General features: G+C 73.2%; 21 protein-coding genes. 10 read left to right on the forward strand and 11 right to left on the reverse strand.

Annotation, left to right across the window (positions count from 1 at the left end):
* Positions 1–3 precede the first annotated feature (3 nt).
* From ACZ4SV_RS14060 to ACZ4SV_RS14085, 6 genes are all read right to left on the reverse strand, one after another.
* On the reverse strand, positions 4–900 hold the full coding sequence (locus ACZ4SV_RS14060; RefSeq protein ID WP_468004225.1) for a prephenate dehydrogenase: 897 nt from the start codon (positions 898–900) through the stop codon (positions 4–6).
* Complete coding sequence (locus ACZ4SV_RS14065) at positions 900–1,817, reverse strand: phytanoyl-CoA dioxygenase family protein (RefSeq protein ID WP_468004227.1); 918 nt, start codon at positions 1,815–1,817, stop codon at positions 900–902. The genes ACZ4SV_RS14060 and ACZ4SV_RS14065 overlap by 1 nt, the downstream gene beginning before the upstream one ends.
* Before the next feature lie 100 nt (positions 1,818–1,917).
* A complete protein-coding gene (gene hppD / locus ACZ4SV_RS14070) occupies positions 1,918–2,982 on the reverse strand; it encodes a 4-hydroxyphenylpyruvate dioxygenase (protein WP_365941938.1) in 1,065 nt (354 codons plus the stop codon).
* Positions 2,979–4,262, reverse strand: a complete 1,284-nt coding sequence (locus ACZ4SV_RS14075; RefSeq protein ID WP_365941939.1) for a beta-ketoacyl-[acyl-carrier-protein] synthase family protein — start codon at positions 4,260–4,262, stop codon at positions 2,979–2,981. The genes hppD and ACZ4SV_RS14075 overlap by 4 nt, the downstream gene beginning before the upstream one ends.
* Entirely contained in the window at positions 4,259–5,908 is a 1,650-nt protein-coding gene (locus ACZ4SV_RS14080) for a class I adenylate-forming enzyme family protein (RefSeq protein ID WP_468004229.1), read from the reverse strand. Before ACZ4SV_RS14080 ends, ACZ4SV_RS14075 begins: the two co-directional genes overlap by 4 nt.
* A gap of 233 nt (positions 5,909–6,141) precedes the next feature.
* A complete protein-coding gene (locus tag ACZ4SV_RS14085; protein ID WP_365883139.1) occupies positions 6,142–6,408 on the reverse strand; it encodes a phosphopantetheine-binding protein in 267 nt (88 codons plus the stop codon).
* An 18-nt stretch (positions 6,409–6,426) separates the two neighbouring features.
* Between ACZ4SV_RS14085 and ACZ4SV_RS14090 the strand changes: the two genes are divergently transcribed.
* Complete coding sequence (locus ACZ4SV_RS14090; RefSeq protein WP_397935893.1) at positions 6,427–7,095, forward strand: 4'-phosphopantetheinyl transferase family protein; 669 nt, start codon at positions 6,427–6,429, stop codon at positions 7,093–7,095.
* On the opposite strand, the gene ACZ4SV_RS14095 is transcribed toward ACZ4SV_RS14090, so the two are convergent.
* Both ACZ4SV_RS14095 and ACZ4SV_RS14100 read right to left on the reverse strand, forming a co-directional pair.
* The gene (locus tag ACZ4SV_RS14095) at positions 7,036–8,403 is read right to left on the reverse strand and encodes a class I adenylate-forming enzyme family protein (protein ID WP_468004232.1); all 1,368 of its coding nucleotides are present in this window, start codon (positions 8,401–8,403) and stop codon (positions 7,036–7,038) included. The genes ACZ4SV_RS14090 and ACZ4SV_RS14095 overlap by 60 nt on opposite strands.
* A 345-nt stretch (positions 8,404–8,748) precedes the next feature.
* On the reverse strand, positions 8,749–9,831 hold the full coding sequence (locus ACZ4SV_RS14100) for an alpha-hydroxy acid oxidase (protein ID WP_468004233.1): 1,083 nt from the start codon (positions 9,829–9,831) through the stop codon (positions 8,749–8,751).
* A gap of 171 nt (positions 9,832–10,002) precedes the next feature.
* Here ACZ4SV_RS14100 and ACZ4SV_RS14105 point away from each other — a divergent pair, with 171 nt between their 5' ends.
* The 9 genes from ACZ4SV_RS14105 (at position 10,003) to ACZ4SV_RS14145 (ending at position 17,407) form a co-directional block, all read left to right on the forward strand.
* Positions 10,003–10,647 carry a TetR/AcrR family transcriptional regulator gene (locus ACZ4SV_RS14105; RefSeq protein ID WP_397969147.1) on the forward strand — a complete coding sequence of 215 codons (645 nt, stop codon included), beginning with the start codon at positions 10,003–10,005 and terminating at the stop codon, positions 10,645–10,647.
* Positions 10,648–10,692: 45 nt separating this feature from the next.
* The gene (locus tag ACZ4SV_RS14110) at positions 10,693–11,643 is read left to right on the forward strand and encodes an alpha/beta hydrolase (RefSeq protein WP_468004236.1); all 951 of its coding nucleotides are present in this window, start codon (positions 10,693–10,695) and stop codon (positions 11,641–11,643) included.
* 2 nt (positions 11,644–11,645) lie between these two features.
* Positions 11,646–12,980 (forward strand): aminotransferase-like domain-containing protein, encoded by a 1,335-nt coding sequence (locus ACZ4SV_RS14115; RefSeq protein ID WP_468004238.1) that lies wholly within the window; start codon positions 11,646–11,648, stop codon positions 12,978–12,980.
* A 125-nt stretch (positions 12,981–13,105) separates the two neighbouring features.
* A complete protein-coding gene (locus tag ACZ4SV_RS14120) occupies positions 13,106–13,708 on the forward strand; it encodes a TIGR03086 family metal-binding protein (RefSeq protein ID WP_365883616.1) in 603 nt (200 codons plus the stop codon).
* Between the two features lie 50 nt (positions 13,709–13,758).
* Entirely contained in the window at positions 13,759–14,019 is a 261-nt protein-coding gene (locus ACZ4SV_RS14125) for a hypothetical protein (RefSeq protein ID WP_365883615.1), read from the forward strand.
* A gap of 32 nt (positions 14,020–14,051) precedes the next feature.
* The gene (locus ACZ4SV_RS14130; protein ID WP_365883614.1) at positions 14,052–15,026 is read left to right on the forward strand and encodes a ferritin family protein; all 975 of its coding nucleotides are present in this window, start codon (positions 14,052–14,054) and stop codon (positions 15,024–15,026) included.
* The gene (locus ACZ4SV_RS14135; protein WP_468004241.1) at positions 14,962–15,354 is read left to right on the forward strand and encodes a holo-ACP synthase; all 393 of its coding nucleotides are present in this window, start codon (positions 14,962–14,964) and stop codon (positions 15,352–15,354) included. The genes ACZ4SV_RS14130 and ACZ4SV_RS14135 overlap by 65 nt, the downstream gene beginning before the upstream one ends.
* Positions 15,351–15,776 carry an acyl-CoA thioesterase gene (locus ACZ4SV_RS14140; protein WP_365941942.1) on the forward strand — a complete coding sequence of 142 codons (426 nt, stop codon included), beginning with the start codon at positions 15,351–15,353 and terminating at the stop codon, positions 15,774–15,776. The genes ACZ4SV_RS14135 and ACZ4SV_RS14140 overlap by 4 nt, the downstream gene beginning before the upstream one ends.
* Positions 15,773–17,407, forward strand: a complete 1,635-nt coding sequence (locus ACZ4SV_RS14145; RefSeq protein WP_468004243.1) for an AMP-binding protein — start codon at positions 15,773–15,775, stop codon at positions 17,405–17,407. Before ACZ4SV_RS14140 ends, ACZ4SV_RS14145 begins: the two co-directional genes overlap by 4 nt.
* A 37-nt stretch (positions 17,408–17,444) precedes the next feature.
* On the opposite strand, the gene ACZ4SV_RS14150 is transcribed toward ACZ4SV_RS14145, so the two are convergent.
* The 3 genes from ACZ4SV_RS14150 to ACZ4SV_RS14160 form a co-directional block, all read right to left on the reverse strand.
* Positions 17,445–17,960 carry a GNAT family N-acetyltransferase gene (locus ACZ4SV_RS14150; RefSeq protein ID WP_468004245.1) on the reverse strand — a complete coding sequence of 172 codons (516 nt, stop codon included), beginning with the start codon at positions 17,958–17,960 and terminating at the stop codon, positions 17,445–17,447.
* 149 nt (positions 17,961–18,109) lie between these two features.
* A complete protein-coding gene (locus tag ACZ4SV_RS14155; protein WP_468004247.1) occupies positions 18,110–19,081 on the reverse strand; it encodes a fumarylacetoacetate hydrolase family protein in 972 nt (323 codons plus the stop codon).
* A gap of 95 nt (positions 19,082–19,176) precedes the next feature.
* Complete coding sequence (locus ACZ4SV_RS14160; RefSeq protein WP_468004249.1) at positions 19,177–20,115, reverse strand: VOC family protein; 939 nt, start codon at positions 20,113–20,115, stop codon at positions 19,177–19,179.
* Between the last annotated feature and the right edge of the window lies 1 nt (position 20,116).

The following is a 20,116-nucleotide window of genomic DNA, read 5'->3' on the forward strand; positions in this document are numbered from 1 at the left end:
GCCTCATGCCCCCGCGGCCACACCGCTCAGCCGCAGACCGTCGGGGGCCGGGCCCTGGATCAGGCCGCGCCCCGTCACCCCGCGGGCCAGGACCGCGGTGAGGTGGGCCCGGCCCGCGGTGCCGTGCGCCGGCGGGCCCTCGGCCAGCTCGCGCAGGGCGTCCAGGGTCGCGCCCAGCTCCCCGGCCAGCTCGGTCAGCACCTCCACGACGGCCGTCGCGTTCGAGCTGAGGATGTCGGTCCACAGATCGGCGTCCCCCGCGGCGATCCGGGTGGCGTCGCGCAGCCCCTGCCCGGCGAGCCGGAGGTGGGACGCGTCGCCGTCCAGCAGCCGGCCGGCCAGCAGCGTCGCCACCAGGTGCGGGGTGTGCGAGACGAGCGCCACCGCCCGGTCGTGCTGGGCGGGCTCCATCACCACCGGGCGCGCCCCGCACAGGTGGGCGAGCGCCGTCGCCCGGCCGACCGCCCGCTCGCCGGCGGTGCCGGCCGGCGTCAGCACCCAGGGCCGGCCGTGGAAGAGGTCGGGCAGCGCCGCGAGCGGCCCGGACTGCTCCCGGCCCGCCATCGGGTGCCCGCCCACGAACCGGGCCAGGTCGCAGCCCAGCTCCGCGGCCTCGCGCTGCGGCCGCACCTTGACGCTGGAGACATCGGTGAAATCGTGGGCCAGCCCGCGCGCCTGGTGCTGGTGCAGGGACGCCGCGACATGCTGCGGCGGTACGGCGAGGACGGCCAGGTCCACCGGGGCGCTCGGCGCGCCCGCCACCCCCGCGCCGAGACGGGCCGCGGTGTGCGCGGCCTCGGGGTTCTCGTCGAGGAGGTGGACGCGGACGCCCCGGGCGCGCAGCGCGAGCGCGATCGACGTGCCGATCAGGCCCGTCCCGACCACCGCCGCACTGCGCATCAGCGGGTGCGCCACAGCACCGGCAGGAACTCGGGATCCGCGTAGTCCGGGGTGCCCTCGGCGGTCTGGCGCACCACGACGTCGTGGTTGTACGTCACCGGGGTGCCGTCGGAGCGGCGGAAGGCGCGGTAGCGGTTGCCGCCGTCCTGGAGGTGGAAGGAGACGGCGCGGCGGGGCCGGTCGCTGACGTTGGCGCCGCTGCCGTGGTAGGTGCGGCAGTGGTGGAGGCTGACGTGGCCCTTCGGGATCACCATCGGGACCTTGCGGACCTCGACGCCGTTGTAGGCGGCGTTCTCCTCCAGCATCTGGTCCAGTTCACCGCGGTCGCGCTCGGCGAAGTGCAGCGAGGTCGCGTCGTTGGCGGCGGTCTCCTTCCACAGGTGGCTGCCGTCCACCATGGTGATCGTGCCCATCTCCTCGTCGCAGTCGTGGAAGGGGATGAACGCGGTCAGCATCCGCTCGGAGGTGGAGGTGGCCCAGTAGTGCTTGTCGAAGTGCCAGGGCACGATGTTCGACCGCTCCTCGGCCACCGGCGGCTTGTAGATCAGGGTGGACTGGAACACCCTGATCTCCTCCGCCTCGGCGAGCCGCGCGGCCACCGCGCCGAGCAGCGGCTTGCGCAGGATGCGGCCTATGGTGTCGTCCTCGTAGTGGATGTAGTCGTTGTGCCGCTGCACCGAGCCCTGTCCGGGCTCCCAGTAGGCCAGCTTCGGCGGGCGCACCGGCAGCTCCCGGTCGCGGTGACCCGCGTAGAAGCGCTCGCTGGCCGACTCCAGGAGGTCGGTCTCCTCGTCGGTGAAGAGCTTCCTGGACAGGTACCAGCCGTGCTCGGCGTAGAAGTCGACGTCCGCGTCGGTGGGCAGGAGCGCGCGCTCCTCGTCGGTCAGCGTGAAGGGAGCGGTGTTCTGAGCAGTCACGGTCTTCCTCAAGTGCCTCGGTTGCCGTCAGGGAAGGGCGGGGCGGGAAGGCGACGCGCGCCGCGGCGCCGTCGCCCCTCGTGCGGTGCCGGCCGCGGGGTCAGGCGAGCGCCTTCTCGCGGGCCACGGCCTCGTAGAGCGCCTTGATGTTGCCGCTGCCGAAGGTGCGGGCGCCGTGCCGGTCGATGACCTCCCAGAAGAAGGTCTTCCGCACGTGCATGGACTGGGTGAAGATCTGGAAGACCTGGCCCCAGTGGTCCTGGTCGACCAGGACGTTGGTGCGCCGCAGGTCCTCCACGCGCAGGTCGGGCTCGCCCAGGCGCTCGGCCAGCTCGTCGTAGTAGGTGGCGGGAGTGTCCAGGAAGCCGACGCCCCGGGACTCCAGGGCCGGCACCGCGGCGACGATGTCGTCGGTGAGCAGCGCGAGGTGCTGCACGCCGGCGCCGCCGTGGCGGGCCAGGAACGCGTCGATCTGCCCGGGCTGGCGGTCGGTCACCGGCTCGATGAGCGTGAAGGTGACCTTGCCGGACGGGCTCTGCACCACCTTGGAGTCCATGGCCTGCGTGCCGACCTCGATGAACTCCTCGAAGATCTGCCGGAACCCGAAGACCCGCTCGTAGAACGCGACCGTCGGCGCCAGCTCGCCCGCCGGCAGGCAGATCGCCGCGTGGTCGACGGTGTGCAGCAACCCGTCGTCGCCGTCGGGGTCGTCGGCGAAGACGTCCATCGTGCCGGGCAGGAAGTCGGCCCGGTCCCCGGTGCGCTGGGTGAAGCGGTGCGCGACGTCGCCGAAGCCGAGCACGGAGGCCGTGACCACCTCGGTGCCGCACCGGCTGTGCACGACCGGCTCCTCCACCGCCGTCGCCCCCCGCTCGACGGCCGTCCGGAACGCCTTGGCGGCGTCGGACACCTCGAAGGCGATGGTGGCCACCCCGTCGCCGTGCCGGGAGACGTACTGCGCCGCCGGGTGGTCGGGGGTCAGCGCGGAGGTGAGCACCAGATCGACGCCGCCCTGGCTGAGCAGCAGGGACCGGCTGTCGGGCCGGCCCGTCTCCGGACCCGCCTGGCCGCGCACCCGGAACCCGAACGCGGTGCACAGGTAGAACGCGGCCTGCTGGGCGTCGCCGACGTAGAACTCGACGTGGTCCACGGCTCCGATGTTCACGAGCTCTCTCCCTCTCCGTGCCGCTGGGTGCGGGTGCCGGCCGTGCCGAACAGCAGGCTGACGTTGTGGCCGCCGAAGGCGAACGAGTTGGACAGCGCGGCCCGCAGCGGGGTGCGCCGGGCCTCGCCCCGCACGTGGTCGAGGTCGCAGGCCGGGTCCACCTCGTCCAGGTTGTGCGTGGGCGGCAGCGTGCCGCGCGAGATGGCCAAGGCGCAGATGACGGCCTCCACGGCGCCCGAGCCGCCGAGCAGGTGCCCGGTCATGGACTTGGTGCTGCTCACCGCCGGCGAGCGGTCCCCGAACACGGCTTGGACGGCCTTGGTCTCGGCGATGTCGCCCAGCTTGGTGGCGGTGCCGTGCGCGTTGATGTAACCGATGTCGTCGGGTGTCAGTCCGCCCGTGCGCAGCGCCCCGCGCATGGCCTGCGCCGCGCCCTCGCCGTCCGGGCGGGGCGCGGTGGGCTTGAAGGCGTCGGTGGTGGAGCCCCAGCCGAGCAGGTCGGCGTAGCCGGCGACGCCGCGGGCGTCGGCGTGCTCGACCCGCTCCACGACCAGCACGCCGGCGCCCTCCGCCAGGACGAACCCGTTGCGGCGCCGGTCGAAGGGGCGGCTGGCCGCCTCCGGGTCGTCGTCCCAGCCGCCGGCCAACGCCCGGGCGTGGGCGAACGCCAGCGCGGAGGTCGGGTTCAGCGGCGCCTCGGCACCGCCGCAGACCACCACGTCGGCCTCGCCGTAGCGGATCAGCCGGGCGGCCTCCGCCACGGCGTGGGCACCGGCGGCGCACGCGGTGGCGACGGCCGAACTCCAGCCCCGGATCCCGTACTTGATGGCGATCCGGGCGGCGGCCATGTTCGGCAGCATGCCGGGCAGCAGGTACGGGCTGACCGCGGTCGGGCCGCGCCGCACCCGCTCGTGGGCCTGCGCCTCGTACGTGGTCAGGCCGCCCGCACCGCTGGAGAGGACCACGGCGACGCGCTCCGGGTCGACGTCCCGGCCCACCACGAGCCCCGCGTCGGCGAGGGCGTCGTCGGCGGCGGCCAGGGCCATCAGGGCGTAGCGGTCGACGAGCCGGCCCTCGCTGGGCGGCAGCACCTCCCGCGCCTCGATGTCCGGGGCGATGCCGGCGCTGCCCACCACACCGGCGAGCAGGTGCCCCTCGGGCGGCCTGCGCAGCCCGGACTTGCCGTGGCACAGGGCGTCGAAGGTGTCGGCGGCACCGCGGCCGAGCGGGGTGAAGGTGCCGAGCCCCGTGATCACGGCACCCGGGCCGGCGGCGGTCATACGGCCACCTTCTTCGCGGCCGACTCCTGGCCCAGCAGCTCGCCGTCCAGGAAGCGCCGGCGCAGCAGGAACTTGCGGACCTTGCCGGTCGCGCCGAGCGGGATGCGCTCGGGGCTGACCACGACCACGCGCTCGACGGTCCGGGCGACGTGCGGGTCCAGCGCGGCGAGCACCTGCGCCGTGCGGTCGGCCTCCTGGTCGGCCTCCGGGTCCAGCACCAGCAGCACCGAGGTGACGACCCGGCCGTCCGTGGGCACCGCGACGACCGTGCACTCCAGCACGTCGGCGCAGTCGGCGAGGACCTGCTCCTCGCACAGCATGGTGTAGAGGCGGTGGCCCTCACCCAGGTCGACGGCGTCCACGAGACGGTCGACGTGGAAGTAGTAGCCCTCCTCGTCGCGGAAGACGAGGTCGCCGGTGAGGAAGTAGCCGTCCCGGCGGGTGCGGTAGGTGGTCACCGAGTCGTTCCAGTAGCCCAGCGACAGGGTCGGCGCCTTGACGGCGAGCTGGCCGACCTCGCCGGTGCCGAGCCGCTCGCCGTCGGCGTCGACGACCGCGACCTCGGAGAAGGCGTGCGGCTTGCCGATGCAGCGGCCGTACCGCCGGGTGTCGGGGGTGTGCGTGATGTGGAACTGGGAGTGGCCCATCTCCGAGGAGCCCAGGCCGTCCACGAAGAACGAGCCGGGGCGCCGTACCCGTCCCTGCGCGGTGACCGACTCGCGCGTGCCGGTCGCGATCAGCTTGCGGATGTGCGCCTCGTGCGCGCAGTCCCCGGTGTTCCACCAGGTGCGCACGGAGCCGAGGTCGCGTGCGGTCAGGTCCTCGCCCGCCAGCTCCGACCAGGTGGCGGCGAAGCCGAGCACGCTGGCCGGCTGCCAGGACTCGATGGCGTCGAGCACCAGGGAGCCGGTCTGCCGGGAGAGCACGGCGAGCTGGGCGCGGTTGGTCAGGGCGAGGTTCACCGCGATGACGGTGGCCGCGTGCGCGGAGGGCAGCGCGCCCAGCATCCGGTCCAGGCCCTGGCCCTTGGGCAGGGACAGCCGGTGCCGGATGGCCGCGAACAGGCTGTGGTGGGAGTGCGCGACCGCCTTGGGCAGGCCGGTCGTCCCGGAGGAGTGGGTGATGACGACGGGCTCGCCGCCGTGGTGCCGGTACGGCGTCGGGGCCGCGCCGGGGTCGCCCTTGCCCAGGTCGGCGGGGTCCGCGAGCAGCGCGGTGGTGCTGCCGGCCGAGGCCAGCGCGTCCCGGTGCGGGCCGTCGGCGATGACGCCGACGGCGCCCAGCCGCCGGATGTACTCGGCCGCCTGGTCGGCGGGGAGCCGGCTGTTGACGAGCGCGGGGATCGCGCCCAGGCGGGCGAGCGCCAGATAGCTGAGCACCTGGTCGGCGCCGTCGGTCACCCAGACGGCGACCGGGTCCCGGGGCTGGACGCCGAGGGCGTGCAGTGCGGCGGCCCGGGCGGCGACGCGTTCGCCGAGCCGGGCCAGGGTCAGGGCCTGCCAGGCCGGGTGGCCGTCCACCTCGGTGTCGAAGGTGAGGGTCGGTTGGTCGAGGCCGGTGCCCCGCTCGATCAGTGTCGTCAGCACGTTGCCCACGCCGAGCCGTTGATCGGCCGCGAGTTGGGCGCGCTCGTTCTTCGGGTTCATTCCCGGGGTCCCTTGCTTTCGGGCCATGTGTGTGTCGGTCTGCGCCTGCGGAGCGCGCCGCCTCGGACGCGCCGGGGGCGGGCGGTGCCGCCGGCGGTGCGCCCGTGGACAGGTGCCGCCGCTTCGCTCTTCGGGCACCGCGTCGCGTCCTCGGTTCCGCACGTCCGGATCGTGCCGCCCGCCCCGTCCCTCCCGGCCGCCGCCGGCGCGGGGGAGGGAGGGACGGCGCGGGTTCAGCTGGCCGCGGCCGCGGCGGCGGAGGCCCGGTCGACGATCTCCTTGACGAGCCCGGAGACGGTCAGGAGCGCGACGGTCTCCATCTCGTCCTCCTCGAACTTCACCCCGTAGGTGTCCTCGACCTGGATCGCTATCTCGGCGACCGAGAGGGACTCCAGGTCCAGCCCGGCCGGGCCGAGCGGGGTGTCGCCGGTGACCTCGGACACGTCGTAGTTCATGTTCTCCAGCGCCTCGATGATGAACTTCTCAACCTCAGCGGACATTTGATTGACTCCTGCTTCATGGACGGGCACCCGGGCTGGAACCCGGACACGGTGACGGTGCTGTGGTGCACCACGGACGGGGACGAGCGCCGCACGGCACGCACCCTGCTGCTGCGGAACGCGGCGCGGATGCTCGGCGTCCCGGAGTCCGAGGTATGGGTGGAGCACGAACCCGGCGGCCGCCCCTTTCTGGGCGGGGCCGGTGCGGGTGTGCGCGTGAGCGTGGCCCATACGCGCGGCGCGGTGGCGATCGCCCTGACGGGCAGGGCGTTCGTGGGTGTCGATGTGGAACGGGTACGGCGGCTGCGCGCCGGGCCGATGGCCCGGGCGTGGCTCCATCCCGATGAGGCGGCCTGGATCGGTGGACTGCCCGAGCGGGAACGCTCCGTGGCCTTCCTGTGGCTGTGGACGCAGAAGGAGGCCGTCGGCAAGGCACTCGGCCGGGGGCTGCGCGGCGGCGGGATGAGCCGTCGTATGCCGCTCCCGCGGCACTGGCCCCCCGGCCGGGACGCCCCGCCGGTGCCGAGCCCGGTGCCCGGCGCCGGCGCCCTGGCGTCCACGGCCGTCCTGGCGGACGGCGGAGGTCATGTCCTCGGCGTCGCGCTGCCCGGCGCCGCCGGGGAGGGGTCAGGCGAGGGCGGTGTCCACGTCGAGGTGCGCCGGATCGCCTCCGGCGCCCGCGCCTGACACGCCCGCCGCGGCCGCGGCGCGCGCGGCACTGCGGAGGATCTCCGCGTTGCGGACCGGCTTGCCGGTGACCGTGCGCGGGATCTGTGGCAGGGAGTGCAGCGTGCGGGGCCGCTTGTACGGTGCGAGGCGCGCCGCGAGCGAACCGGCGAGGCCGTCGAAGACCTCCCGCTCCCGCACGGTCACGAAGGCCTCGATGCCGGTGCCCCGCACGACTACGGCGTCCACGACGCCCGGCAGGGTGGTCAGGGCCTCCTCGACCTCGGCGAGGTCGACCTTCAGTCCGCCGATGGAGACCTGGGAGTCCAGCCGGCCGTGCACCGTGAGCAGGCCGGTGTCCTCGTCGAGACTGCCCGCGTCTTTGGTGTGCAGCCAGCCGTCGACGAAGCGGGACGGGTCCGCCGGCCCCACGTACGGGGTGTCCGGCAGGCGCAGGAGGATCTGCCCGTCCTCGACGCGGACGTCCATGCCGGGTGCGGGCACCAGGCCCGGCCGGTGGGCGCCGGTGAGGTCGGTGGCGATGACGCCGGCTTCGGTCATGCCGTACATGGCGCCGAGCCCGGCCCGGTAGTTGCGGGTGAAGCGTTCCCAGACGTCCGTCCGCACCAGTTCCCCGCCGACGATCATCCGGCGTAGCTGGGGGAGGTGTGGCGGGGTCTGGGCCGCGGTGAGCAGCGCGGCCTGCGAGGGCACACCGAGAAGGGTGGTCGGCGCGTCGCCCGCGGCGACGGCCTTGAGGATGCCGTCGAGCGTCTGGGTGCCGGGCAGGACGATCTCCGCGCCGGCGGCGAGGCCGTGCAGCAGTCCGCCGACGAGTCCGAGGACGTGGATGATCGAGGCCAGGACGACGATGCGGTCGCCTCGGCCGGGATAGCCGTCCAGCCGTGCGTACCGGTCGAGTTCCGCCGTGAGGCTGCCGACCGTACGGCCGATGACCTTCGACGGTCCGGTCGAGCCGGAGCTGAGCTGGAGCAGGGCGTGCGGCGAGGCGGCCGGACGGCCGCCGTGCAGCGGGGTGATGCGGGTGCTGACGTCGAAGTGTCCGCGCAGCCGGCCGGTGACGTCCTCGACCGGTTCGACGACCAGTTGCGGCGTGAGCCGCGCGATCGCCTTGCCCACCTCGTAGGGCGTCAGCCGGTGGTCGACGAGAGCGACCTGGGCCCCCGTGCGCCAGCCGGCGAGCATGGCGACGATACAGGCGAGGGAGGGCGGCATCCGCACGGCGAGCGTGCCCCCGGCCAGCAGACCGGCGGTCTGGAGGCGTTCCTGCTCGTCCGCGACGAGCCGGCGCAGTTCCGCCCGGCTCACCGGTCCCGCCAGGTGAAGGGCGGTCTCCCGGTCGTCTCCCTTGAGTAAGAGATCGTCGATCCAGGCGCCTTCACTGTAAACGGCCCCTATCGGCACCGCTTCCCCCACTGAAATCCCCACCAATCAAAGCTGTGGAACGGTCCGGCCGCCCGTCGTGTCTCCCCCGGCGGCCGCAGATTCATCGTTGCTCACTACTTACCAGTAATCAAGCGTACTTTTATGTTTTTACAGGACACTTGAAAGATGTACTGAGAAGCCTTTTCGGCAGGTCGGAGCACAGGTCGAAGCCCCCTTCATCCAAGCCGAAACAGATGAATGGGAGGCGACCCGGAGGGGCGGATCAATTCACCGCCGAGTAACTCCCGAGGGTCCGAAATCCTGGATGCGAGGAGTTCCCATCAATGCCATGACCTCGTCGAACTCCGCCACCAGCGTATGCAGAACGGCGGCGGCACCGGCGCTTCCGGAATGCGCGAGTCCCCATAGGACGGGCCGCCCGATAAAAACGGAATCCGCGCCGAGGCAGAGTGCCTTGGCGATATCGGCGCCATGCCGGACCGCGCCGTCGAGGATCACCGGACAGCGCCCGGAGACGACCTCGGCGATCTCGGGAAGCGCTTCCGCGGCGGGCTGGGCGAAATCGAGCTGACGGCCTCCGTGATTCGACACCACGAGGGCGTCCACTCCGTACTTCAGGGCGAGAGCGGCGTCCTCCCCGGTGAGCACGCCCTTCAGTACGAGCGGCAGCGCGGTGCGTTCGCGCAGCCAGGCCAGGTCCTCCCAGGTGAGGGAGGCGTCGAACTGCTCCCGGGAATGCCGCGCGATGGCGGACGCGCCGGCCTCGCCGGCATGGGAGGCGGACATCACGGAAGGGTCGATGTTGACGGCGCGGATGCCGTCCGGGACCGCGAAGCCGTTGCGGGCGTCGCGCGGACGGTGGGCGACGCGCGGCGCGTCGACGGTCAGGACGAGCGCGCGGTAGCCCGCGTCCTCCGCCCGCCGGACGAGTTCCAGCATCGGCGCGCGCCGCTTGAGCCAGTAGAGCTGGAGCCACAGCGGACCCGTGGCCGCCGCGGCGATGTCCTCCAGGGTGCGGCTCGCGAACATGCTGACCGTGAAGAGCGTGCCGGTCTCGCCGGCGGCCCGCGCCGTCGCCACCTCGCCCTCGGGGTCGGCGAGGCGGTGGTACGCCATGGGGGCGATGCCGAGCGGTGCCGCCAGGGGCGCACCCAGCAGGGAGGTGGCGGGATCGCAGGCCGAGACGTCGACGAGACAGCGCGGCCGCAGCCGGATCCGGTCGAGGGCCTCGCGGCCGGCCGACAGCATCGACTCGGTGCCGCTCCCGCCCGCCAGGAAGTCCCAGACCGGCCCGGACAGGCGCTGCCTGGCCGCGGCCTCGTACTCGTGCAGCGCCATCGTCACTGCCACCCCAGGTGTTCATGGCGCACTCGGGCGCGTTCGACCGTGCTGTGAAGTAACCGCACGGCCGTACACTAACCGAACTCTCCCCACATGTCCGCACGGTCGTCCACATAATGAGGGCAGGCACGTGATCGCAGAGCGGACGTCCCCCTGGTGGGAGACGCGAGGAGGTGCTCCTTGGCAAGGACAGCAACGGACGGACGGATCGAGCGCGGCAACCAGACGCGGCGCCTGATCCTCCAGCGAGCCGTCGGTATCGCATCGGTCGAGGGACTGGAAGGCCTGTCCCTCGGGCGCCTCGCGGGCGAACTGGACCTCAGCAAGAGCGGGGTCTTCGCCCTGTTCGGATCGAAGGAGGAGTTACAGCTCGCCACCGTGCGGGCCGCCATCAAGGTCTTCATCGAGCACGTCGTGCAGCCGGCCCGGGCCCTGCCCGCCGGCCTGGGCCGGCTGCGGTGCCTGTGCGGCAACTGGCTCGCCTACTCCGCGCAGCGCGTCTTCCCGGGCGGGTGCTTCTTCTACTCCGTCTCGGCGGAGTACGACGCCCGCCAGGGCAAGGTGCACGACGCCGTGGCGAGCGCGCACGGCAACTGGTTCACCCTCGTCGAGCAGATGATCGACGAGGCCAAGGCGGTGGGGGAGATCCGCTGGGACGCCGACACCGCCCAGCTCGCCTTCGAGATCGTGGCCCTGATGGAGATGGCGAACGCCGAATCCGTACTGCACTCCAACTTCACCTGTTACAGCAGGGCGGCCGTCGGCATCGACGGCCGGCTGCGCGGCGTGGCGACGGACCCGTCGCTGCTGCCCGACACCCTGTGAACCGCCCGCGAGCGCGTGGCCCGCGGGCCCTGGACCGGAGGCACCATGCCCTTTGACCCGCAGTTGCAGACCCTCTACGACCGGCGCGCGGCGGAGGGAGTCCGCCCGTTGTACACGATGACGCTCCAGGAGGCGCGGGCGGCCGACCTCGCGGCCATCCGGGCGCAGGCCGGCACGCCCGAACCGGTGGACCGGGTCGACGACCTCACCGTCGCCGGGCCCGACGGGCCCGTGCCGGTCCGCGTCTACCGGCCGGCCGGCGAGGGACCGCTGCCGGTGCTCGTCTACTTCTTCGGCGGCGGCTGGACGCTGGGCTCGCTGGACACCAGCGACGCGCTCTGCCGGCGCCTGGCCAACTCCGTCGGCTGCCTCACCGTCGCGGTCGGCTACCGGCTGGCTCCCGAGCACAAGTTCCCCGCCGCCCCGCGGGACTGCTTCGCGGGGGTGCGGTGGGCCGCCGAGAACGCCGGCCGGTTCGGCGGGGACGCCGGCCGGCTGGCCGTCGGCGGCGACAGCGCCGGCGGCAACCTCGCCGCGGCCGTCACGCTCATGGCCCGGGACGCGGGCGGCCCGGACATCCTGACCCAGCTCCTCGTCTACCCGAACACCGACTACCTGGCGGACACCCCGTCCCGCCGGGAGAACACCGACCCGCTGCTCTTCAACGACAAGTCGGTGCGCTGGTACTGGGACAACTACCTGGCCGCTCCCGAGGACGGCACGCACCCCCTCGCCTCCCCGCTGCGCGCCCCCGACCACACGGGCCTGCCGCCGGCCCTGGTGATCACCGCCGAGTACGACCCGCTGCGCGACGAGGGCGAACGCTACGCCCAGCGGCTGCGGGAGAGCGGCGTGAGCGCGGAGACGACCCGCTACCCGGGCATGGCCCACGGGTTCTTCACGATGTCCGGCACGCTCGACGCGGCCCGCCGGGCCGTGGAACAGGCCGCCGGCCATCTGCGCACCGCCTTCGCCGACGCCGCCGGCAGGGGCTGACCATGACGGACACCACGGCCGCCTCGGTCCTCGACCTCCAGGACCTGCACGCCTCGCTCACCGATCCGGTGCTGGACGCGATGAACTTCCTCAACGAGGTCGTCGGCCGCTTCCCCGAAGCCCTCTCCTTCGCCCCCGGCCGGCCCGCCGAGGGCACCTTCGAGACCGAGGACCTCGCCCGCCATCTGCGCTCCTACACCGACCACCTGGAGCAGACGCGCGGCTGGTCGAAGGAGCGGGTGCGCACCCACCTCTTCCAGTACGGGCGCACCAACGGCATCATCCACGAACTGATCGCCCGCACCCTGGCCAACGACGAGGGGATCCACGTCCCGCCGGAGTCGGTCGTCGTCACGACCGGCTGCCAGGAGGCGATGCTGCTCACCCTGCGGGCGCTGTTCGCCCGGCCCGGGGACACGCTCCTGGTCAGCTCGCCCTGCTACGTCGGCATCACCGGCGCCGCCCGTCTGCTCGACATCGCGACCCACCCGGTCCCGGAGGGCGCCGACGGCCCCGACCCCGACGCCTTCCTGGCCGCCGCGCGGCGGGTGCGGGAGGCGGGCGGACGGCCGCGCGCCCTGTACGTGGTGCCGGACTTCGCCAACCCGTCGGGCACGAGCATGACCGTGGCCGCGCGGGAACGGCTCCTTGAGGTCGCGGCGGAGGCGGACCTGCTGATCCTGGAGGACGACCCCTACGGTTTCTTCGTCCGTACCGGCGCCGCCCGCCCCACGCTGAAGTCCATGGACCGCGGACGCAGGGTGCTCCACCTCGGGTCCTTCGCCAAGACCGCGCTGCCCGGCGCCCGCGTCGGCTATGTCGTCGCCGACCAGGAGGTCGCCGGTCCCGGCGGCCGGCGCTCGCTGCTGGCCGAGGAGCTGTCCAAGATCAAGAGCATGACGACGGTCAACACCTCGGCCGTCGGCCAGGCCGTCATCGGCGGACTGCTGGTGGAGTGCGACTGCCGGCTGCGTGAGGCCAACGCCGGGATGATCGCCCACTACCGCACCAGCCTGGCCACCCTGCTGGGCGAGCTGGAGCGGCACTTCCCCGAGGAGCGCCGCCGTGCGCTGGGCGTGCGCTGGAACGAGCCGACGGGCGGCTTCTTCCTCGTCCTCGACGTCCCCTTCATAGCCGACAGCGCGGCACTCGAACGCTCCGCCCGCGCCTTCGGTGTGCTGTGGACGCCGATGAGCGACTTCTACCCGGACGGCGGGGGAGAGCACCGGCTCCGGCTCTCGTGCAGTTCCCTGGCGCCGGAGCAGATCGTGGAGGGCGTCCGCAGGCTGGCCCTGTTCATCGAGTCGGCGGCCCGCGAGGCGGCCGGCCGGGCCTGATCCGGCGCCGGACGACCAGGGGCCCGCCGGACACGCCGGCGGGCCCCGTTCGTCGCGGCCTCTTAAAACTAAACGCACGGTCGTGCTAATGTCTCCGCCGGACCACCTCTCGCGAAAGGGCCCGCATGGATATCCGGAAGCTGGACCGGACCGCTGTGCTGGAGACGGTACGGCTCGTGCAGCAGGCCGCTCCGCACGACTGGGACCTGCCGACGCCCTGCGCCGGCTGGACGCTCCGGCAGCTCGTGTCGCACATGGCGGGCCAGCACCACGGCTTCGCCGCGGCGGCCTCGGGCGGCGGCGCCGACCTCGCCGTATGGGCGCCGACCGCGCTCGGCGACGATCCCTCCACGACCTACCGGGACGCGGCCTGGACGGTCATCGACGGTTTCTCCCGTCCCGACGTGTTCGCCCGGGAGTTCATCCTCCCCGAGATCAGCACCAGCCGGCCCTTCCCGGCCTCGATCGCCATCGGCTTCCACTTCCTGGACTACGTCGTCCACGGCTGGGACGTGGCGCGCACCCTCGGCCTCCCGCTGCATCTGGACGAGGAGGTCGTGGAGGCCGCCCTCGGCTACGCCCTGCGGGTGCCGGACGACGAGCGCAGGCTCGGGCCCGCCCCGCTGTTCCGCCCCGCCCTGCCCACGGCGCCCGGCGCCCGCACCCTCGACCTCGTCCTGACCGCGCTGGGCAGGTCCCCCGACTGGTCGGCGGCGGCGGCCCTCTGAACACGCCGGCCGGCACCCGCCCACCGTCCGACACGCCCCAGGGAGACACCTTGCTCACCGACCTCAGACAGCACGTCGCACAGCGCCTCGGCCTGACGGTGGAGGAGGTGTTCGCCGGACAGCCGCTGTCGGCGGTCCTCGTCGCCTCACCGAGCGCGATCAACTCCATCGACCTGCTCGACGCGTTCGCGGGGGCGCTGGCCGACACCGGCTTCGACGAGGACGTCGAACTGCCGACGATGACCCTCGACCACACCGCGGACGACGTCGTCCAGGCCCTCGGCAGGCAGCTCGCGTCCGCCTCCGGCTGAACCGACACCCCTGCCGAACGGAAGGCGGACACATGCTGATCATGACCGACATCGTCAAGGAACTCCGCTCCGGCGCCACCATCACCGAGGTGCTGCGCGCCCAGCAGAGCTACCACGAACAGCGCCGCTGGTCGTCCGACCAGCTCTTCGACGGCCGCCGCCTCACCCGGCCGGGCGAACGGGACAAGGCCGCCCTCTGGCACGCCGCCCGCGCCGAGCTCACCACCCAGCCGGCCGGCATCCGCCTGGCCGTGGACGGCATCAAACTGGCCCGTGAACTGAGCGAGTCCAACCCGCTGGGCAGCAAGGTCCTGCACATCGCCGCCGCCTGGTCGGCCCGGTACTGGCTGGAGGAGGAGGCCCACCACGAGGTCTCCTTCGGGCGCCTGATGGAGATGGCCGGCATCGACCCGATCGACGAGACCGAGGTCGTCGAGCACCGGGGCGCCTTCCCCACCGACAACTACGCCCGGGTCTGCGTCCTCCAGGCCTGTGTGGAGATCGAAGCCTGCGTGTCGTACCAGCACGCGGCCCGCACCAGCCAGGACGAGCTGGTGCACGACGTCTTCCACACGATCATGAAGGACGAGGTGCAGCACCGGCAGTACTTCGCCTCCTTCGCCAAGGCCCTGGTGGAGTCGGGGGTCTACCCCGTCAAGGACGTGCTGTCGATGGCGTACACCTGGATCCGCCCCGACGGCGGCGAGACCTTCGGCTCGGCCCGCGCGGCCCAGACCGAGCGGCAGGGCTTCGTCAACTGGTGGGAGCGCATCCGCACCGACGACGACGCGTTCGCCCTGGCCGACGACGCGCTGCACGAGGGCTCGGTGCACGCGCGCAAGCTGGGCAGCGTCTTCGCCCTGGTCCGGGAGATCACCGGCATCGAGACCCGATCCTACGAGGACCTGAAGCGTGCCTACTTCGCCAGTCTCCGCACGAACGATGTCGACCGGATTCGATCTGCAGTCCGTCGCGGAACTCGCCCGCAGACCGCACTTGCGGGATAGCGCGGCGGTGTTCACCCCGGGGGAGCGGTCGCACTGCCGCTCCCGCCCCGACCCGGACGCGTCCCTGGCCGGCCTGCTGTCGGCCAAGGAAGCCTTCATCAAGGCGCTCAGCTCGCTGGGAGGGGCACCGCCGTGCACCTTCCCCGAGATCGAGGTCGGCCACGAGCCCGCCGGACAGCCCCGGCTGCGGCTGCACGGGGACATCGGCCGCTGGTGCCGGGAGAGCGACGTCCTCGCCGAGGTGTCGATCAGCCACACCGGCGGCCTGGCCGGCGCGGTCGTCGTCCTGCTGGCCGGGCCGACGCGGACCGGAGGGCACCCCGCATGACGGACAGCACCCCGCCGGTCCTGGAACACACCTGCGAAGTCGCCCTGCGCGCCAACGACTTCGACTGGGCCGGCCACCTGAACAACAGCGTGTACGTCCAGCTCCTGGAGACCGGCCGCTGGGAGTGGGGCCTCGCGTACGGCGCCGACGCACGCGAGGGCTCCGTGGTCGCCATGGTGCTCCAGCTCCGGCTGGACTACCTCAAGGCGGTCGACTGGGACCCGGTCGGCCGTCTCGTCGTCCGCACCTGTCTCGCGGAGCGCTCGGCGTACAGCTTTACGCTGGCGCAGGACGTCGAACGGCCCGACGGCACGGTGATGGCCCGGGGCCGGGTCCGCCTGGCCCTGGTCGACCGGCACACCAAACGCGTCCACCGGGCCGACCTGGACGCGATGCTCGCCCGGGCCGGGAGCCCGGCATGACGACTCCCGGACCCGGCACACCCGGCACCGCGCACCCCGAAGCCGCTACGGCCCCGGAGTCCGGCACCCCGCGGGGCGCGGCCGTCGCCGCGGCGACCCTGCCCGAGGCCCTCGCCGCCCAGGCCGGCCGCGCCGCCGCCACCGTGACCTTCGGCACCTCCGCCCGGCGGGAGACCCTGACCTACCCCGAGTTCGCCCGGCAGACCGCCGCGGCGGCCGCCGGCTTCGCCCATCAGGGCGTGCGCCCCGGAGACCGGGTCCTGCTCCGCGCCGGCAGCTCCCGCGAGAGCCTGCTGGGCCTGCTGGCCCTGCTCCACCTGGGCGCGGTCCCCGTCTCCGTGAAGCCGCGCGTGCCCGGCGCGGTCCTCGGGCAGTACCTCGCCACCGTCGCCCGGCAGCAGCACGCGCGCCACGCCTTCCGGCTCACCGTCACCGTGCCCGGCCTGACCGCCCTCCGGCTGGATCCGCGCCCGGACCGGGCGGCCGGCCCCGCAGCGAGGGACCCGCAGGAACCGGCGTTCGTCCAGTACACGAGCGGTTCCACCGGCATGCCGCGCCCCATCCCGCTCACCCACCGCGCGGTCCTCGGCAACATCGCGGCCATCCGGGACGTCTCCGGGATGCGGCCGGGCCACACCGGGCTGATGGCGCTGCCGCTCCACCACGACATGGGCCTGATCGGCACGCTGACCGCGCTCGTCCAGGGCGCCGACGTGGTCCTGGAGGAGCCCGGCACCTTCCTGCGCCGGCCCCTGGCGGCCCTGCGCCTGGTCCGGGACGCCGAGCGTGTCCACAGCGCCTTCCCCGACTTCATGCTGCGCTACCTCGCGGCGCGGATCACCGAGGCGGCGGAGCGGGAGCAGCCCGATCCCGCGCTCTTCAAGGCGTGGGGCACCGTCTTCTGCGGGGCGGAGCCCATCCGCAGGGCCTCGGTCGGCACCTTCCTCGACGCCACCGCCCGCTGGGGCTTCGACCCGACCGCGCTGGTCTTCTGCTACGGCCTCGCCGAAGCCGTCCTGATGGCCACCTCGCACCGGCTGACGGACCCCGCCACCGCGTTCCGCACCCGAGGGCCCGTCGCCACCGCGTGCCTCGGCACCCCGGTCCCCGGCCTCGGTCTGCGCGTCGTGAACGAGTCGGGCGACAGGTGCCCGGAGGCGGAGACGGGCCGGGTCCAACTGCGGGGCGCCACACTGTTCGACGGGTACGACGGCGCCACCGACCACCGCACCACCTGGTTCGACACCGGCGACCTCGGCTACCTCGATGCGGGCCGGCTCTATCTGAACGGGCGCCGCGCCGACCGCGTCTCCGTCAACGGCACGAACGTCTTCGCCGCCGACGTGGAACAGGCGGCGGCGACGGAACCGGGCGTCGCGGAGTGCGTCGCGCTGCCGTACGGCGCCTCGTTCGCCGTCGTGGTCGTGGCCGAACGGGGGCGGCGCGTCGACACCGGCGCCGTCGCGGCCCGGATCACCGCGGACTTCGCCGTGGCCCCCGAGGCCGTGCTCGACGTCCCGCACACCGCCGTCATCCGCACGGCGAGCGGCAAGCCGGCCCGCACGCGGATGACGGTCCGGCTGCGGGAGAGCGGCCTGCTCCCGCCGACGCCGTTGCCCGCCGGACCCTGAGCCGCCCGGAGCTGACGACGGCCTTCCGCGCGCCGCGTCACCCGGGCCGGTCCTCTCCGGTCTCCGGCCGGCCGAGCGCGAGCCGCCAGTCGTTGGAGCGCATGACCCGGCCCGGCGGATACTCGAACGCGCACTCTCCCACCAGCTCGAAACCCGCCTTCCGGCACACGGCGTTGGACGCGCCGTGGTGCACGGAGGGGAACGCGTGCAGCCACGCGTGGGAACTCTCCCGGCGGGCCCGCTGCGCACACAGACGCACCGCCTCGACCGCGAAGCCCCGGCCCTGGTGCTCGGGAAGGATGCCGTAGCCCGTCTCCAGGACGCGCTCCCCGCCCCGTTCCCGCGTCCAGTACCCCACCGATCCCACGACCTGTTCCGCCAGCAGGACCAGGAACATCCGGCCGTCGGTGAGGTCGAGGTAGCGCTCGTGACGGCGCCGGAGCTGTTCGGCGGTCTCCGGACCCCCGAGGTGTTCGGTCGACTCGGCGGAGTTCTGCCGGCGGAGCAGGTCGATGCCCTGATCGGACCACGGTGCGAGGCGCAGAGACGTCATGTGGCCAAGCTAGCGCGCGGGTCTGACAACGAGGCCGCCGCGACGTCCTCCGCCGGGGCGGTGCGCCGGCCGGCCGCTTCCCGGCGCGCCCTCGCGCGCCGGGCGCCACGACCACCGCACCCCCGCGGACTCGCGGGGGTGCGGGCCGCTCACGGCCGTTCCCGGGACCGGCGCCGGCCGGCCGGCAGGGGCACCGGGTCCGCGCCCGGCACGACGGTGCTGGACACGCTCCCGATCCCCTCCACCGTGAGGGTGACGGTGTCGCCGGGCTTCAGCGGCGGCGGGACCTGCTTGCCGGAGCGGCCCCACAGTTCGGCGAGACAGCCGCCGTTGCCGCAGGTCCCGGAACCCAGGACGTCTCCGGGCACCACCCGCGTGCCGCGCGAGGCGTACGCGGTCATCTCCTCGAACGTCCAGCTCATGTGGGACAGCAGATCCCGGCCGACGACCTCGCCGTTGACCTCCGCGGTGAGCGCCAGCCGCAGGAAGCCCTCCGCGTCCCGGAACGGCTCCAGCTCGTCGGCGGTGACCAGGTACGGGCCGAGCGTGGTGGCGGTGTCCTTGCCCTTGCAGGGGCCGAGACCGACCTTCATCTCGGCGGACTGGAGGTCTCTGGCCGACCAGTCGTTGAAGACGGTGTAGCCGACGATGTGGTCGCGGGCCTGCTCCGGAGTGAGGTCGCGGCCCTCGCGGCCGATGACGGCGGCGACCTCCAGCTCGAAGTCCAGCACCGCGGAACCGGGCGGCACCGGGATGTCGTCGTGGGGGCCGTAGACGGCGTGCGGGTTGGTGAAGTAGAAGGTCGGGGCGGCGTACCACTGTTCCGGTACGCCACCGGTGCCCTCCACCGACCGCCGCACGCCCTCGACATGCTCCTCGAAGGTGACGAAGTCCCGGACGGAGGCGGGCTGGAGCGGCGGCAGCAGCCGGACCTGCGACACGTGCGGGCCGGGCGGCGCGTCCAGCGCCGCCGCGCCCGCGGCGAGCAGGCCGGGCAGACCGCCGGACTCCCGCAGCAGGCCGGTGAGCGAGGTGACTGCGGGCAGCGGGTAGAGGGCGCCGTCGTCCTCCACGACGGCCACGCGAGGCCGGTGTCGGTGCGCGTAGGCGGCGAAACGCATGGTGCGGCTCCGGGCAGGCTGGGCCCGAGGGCGCGGCGGGACTGAGTCAGGGCAGGTGACAGGGCCGGCCGCGCCCCCGGGAGCGGGGGATGGGATCAGACCGGCGGGGCGACGAAGCAGCCGCGGTCGGGGTCGTTGAAGGACTCCTTCGCCACGATCTCGCTCATGGGGTTGGCCGTGCCCCACTGGTCGGTGACCTCGGGCTGGGAGAAGTCGTAGACGTGCGGGTGCCAGGTGTCCTCGTCCAGGCACTCCAGCTCGGTGGTGTACTCCACGGTGTTGCCGTGCGGGTCGAGGAAGTAGGTGAAGGTGTTGTCGCCGGCCAGGTGCCTGCCCGGTCCCCAGATCTTCGTGTGGCCGGCGCGCAGCACCCGGCCGGAGCCGCGCATGTACTCGTCGATGCCGCGCATCTCGAAGGAGACGTGGTGCAGGGAGGTGTGCGGGCCCTTGGCCAGTGCCATGGAGTGGTGCTGGTTGCTGATCCGCATGAAGTGCATGACCTCGCCCATGTGCGGGGAGCTGAGCGTGTCGGAGAGGGCGAAGCCGAGGTGCCGCTCGTACCACTCGCGGGTGCGGTTCAGGTCCGGGGAGTTGAGTACGACGTGGGAGAGCTTGACCGGGATGGCCTCCTTCTCCTCGATCTTGCGGTGCTTGCGGACCTCGACGTCGGCGGAGACCTCGATGGTGCGGCCGTCCACGTCGAAGAAGCGGAAGCCGTAGCCGCCGCCGGGCGTGTCCACCTTGCCCGGCTGGGTGATCAGCCGGACACCGCCGGCCAGCAGCCGCGCGGCGAGCGTGTCCACGTCCGCGCGGGAGGCCGCGCCGTACGACACGAGGTCCAGGCGCTTCTCCGCGGCCTTGCGGAGCCGGACGACGTACTGCTCGGGGGAGCCCTCGGCGGCGAGGAAGGAGATCCCGGAGTCCTCGGCGACCTTGGTCAGGCCCCAGACGCCGGCGTAGAAGTCGAGCTGCTTGTCGTAGTCGGGCACGGCGAGGTCGACGTGCCGCAGGTGGGTGAGCAGGCGTGCGCTCATG

Source organism: Streptomyces sp. NPDC027672 (assembly GCF_055566335.1).

Excerpts from the sequence above, each read along its gene's own strand:
- ACZ4SV_RS14060 (WP_468004225.1), bottom strand. The coding sequence starts at position 900 with ATGCGCAGTGCGGCGGTGGTCGGGACGGGCCTGATCGGCACGTCGATC.
- ACZ4SV_RS14075 (WP_365941939.1), bottom strand. The coding sequence starts at position 4,262 with ATGACCGCCGCCGGCCCGGGTGCCGTGATCACGGGGCTCGGCACCTTC.
- ACZ4SV_RS14080 (WP_468004229.1), bottom strand. The coding sequence starts at position 5,908 with ATGAACCCGAAGAACGAGCGCGCCCAACTCGCGGCCGATCAACGGCTC.
- ACZ4SV_RS14085 (WP_365883139.1), bottom strand. The coding sequence starts at position 6,408 with ATGTCCGCTGAGGTTGAGAAGTTCATCATCGAGGCGCTGGAGAACATG.
- ACZ4SV_RS14090 (WP_397935893.1), top strand. The coding sequence starts at position 6,427 with ATGGACGGGCACCCGGGCTGGAACCCGGACACGGTGACGGTGCTGTGG.
- ACZ4SV_RS14110 (WP_468004236.1), top strand. The coding sequence starts at position 10,693 with ATGCCCTTTGACCCGCAGTTGCAGACCCTCTACGACCGGCGCGCGGCG.
- ACZ4SV_RS14115 (WP_468004238.1), top strand. The coding sequence starts at position 11,646 with ATGACGGACACCACGGCCGCCTCGGTCCTCGACCTCCAGGACCTGCAC.
- ACZ4SV_RS14120 (WP_365883616.1), top strand. The coding sequence starts at position 13,106 with ATGGATATCCGGAAGCTGGACCGGACCGCTGTGCTGGAGACGGTACGG.
- ACZ4SV_RS14130 (WP_365883614.1), top strand. The coding sequence starts at position 14,052 with ATGCTGATCATGACCGACATCGTCAAGGAACTCCGCTCCGGCGCCACC.
- ACZ4SV_RS14135 (WP_468004241.1), top strand. The coding sequence starts at position 14,962 with ATGTCGACCGGATTCGATCTGCAGTCCGTCGCGGAACTCGCCCGCAGA.
- ACZ4SV_RS14140 (WP_365941942.1), top strand. The coding sequence starts at position 15,351 with ATGACGGACAGCACCCCGCCGGTCCTGGAACACACCTGCGAAGTCGCC.
- ACZ4SV_RS14145 (WP_468004243.1), top strand. The coding sequence starts at position 15,773 with ATGACGACTCCCGGACCCGGCACACCCGGCACCGCGCACCCCGAAGCC.
- ACZ4SV_RS14150 (WP_468004245.1), bottom strand. The coding sequence starts at position 17,960 with ATGACGTCTCTGCGCCTCGCACCGTGGTCCGATCAGGGCATCGACCTG.
- ACZ4SV_RS14155 (WP_468004247.1), bottom strand. The coding sequence starts at position 19,081 with ATGCGTTTCGCCGCCTACGCGCACCGACACCGGCCTCGCGTGGCCGTC.
- ACZ4SV_RS14160 (WP_468004249.1), bottom strand. The coding sequence starts at position 20,115 with ATGAGCGCACGCCTGCTCACCCACCTGCGGCACGTCGACCTCGCCGTG.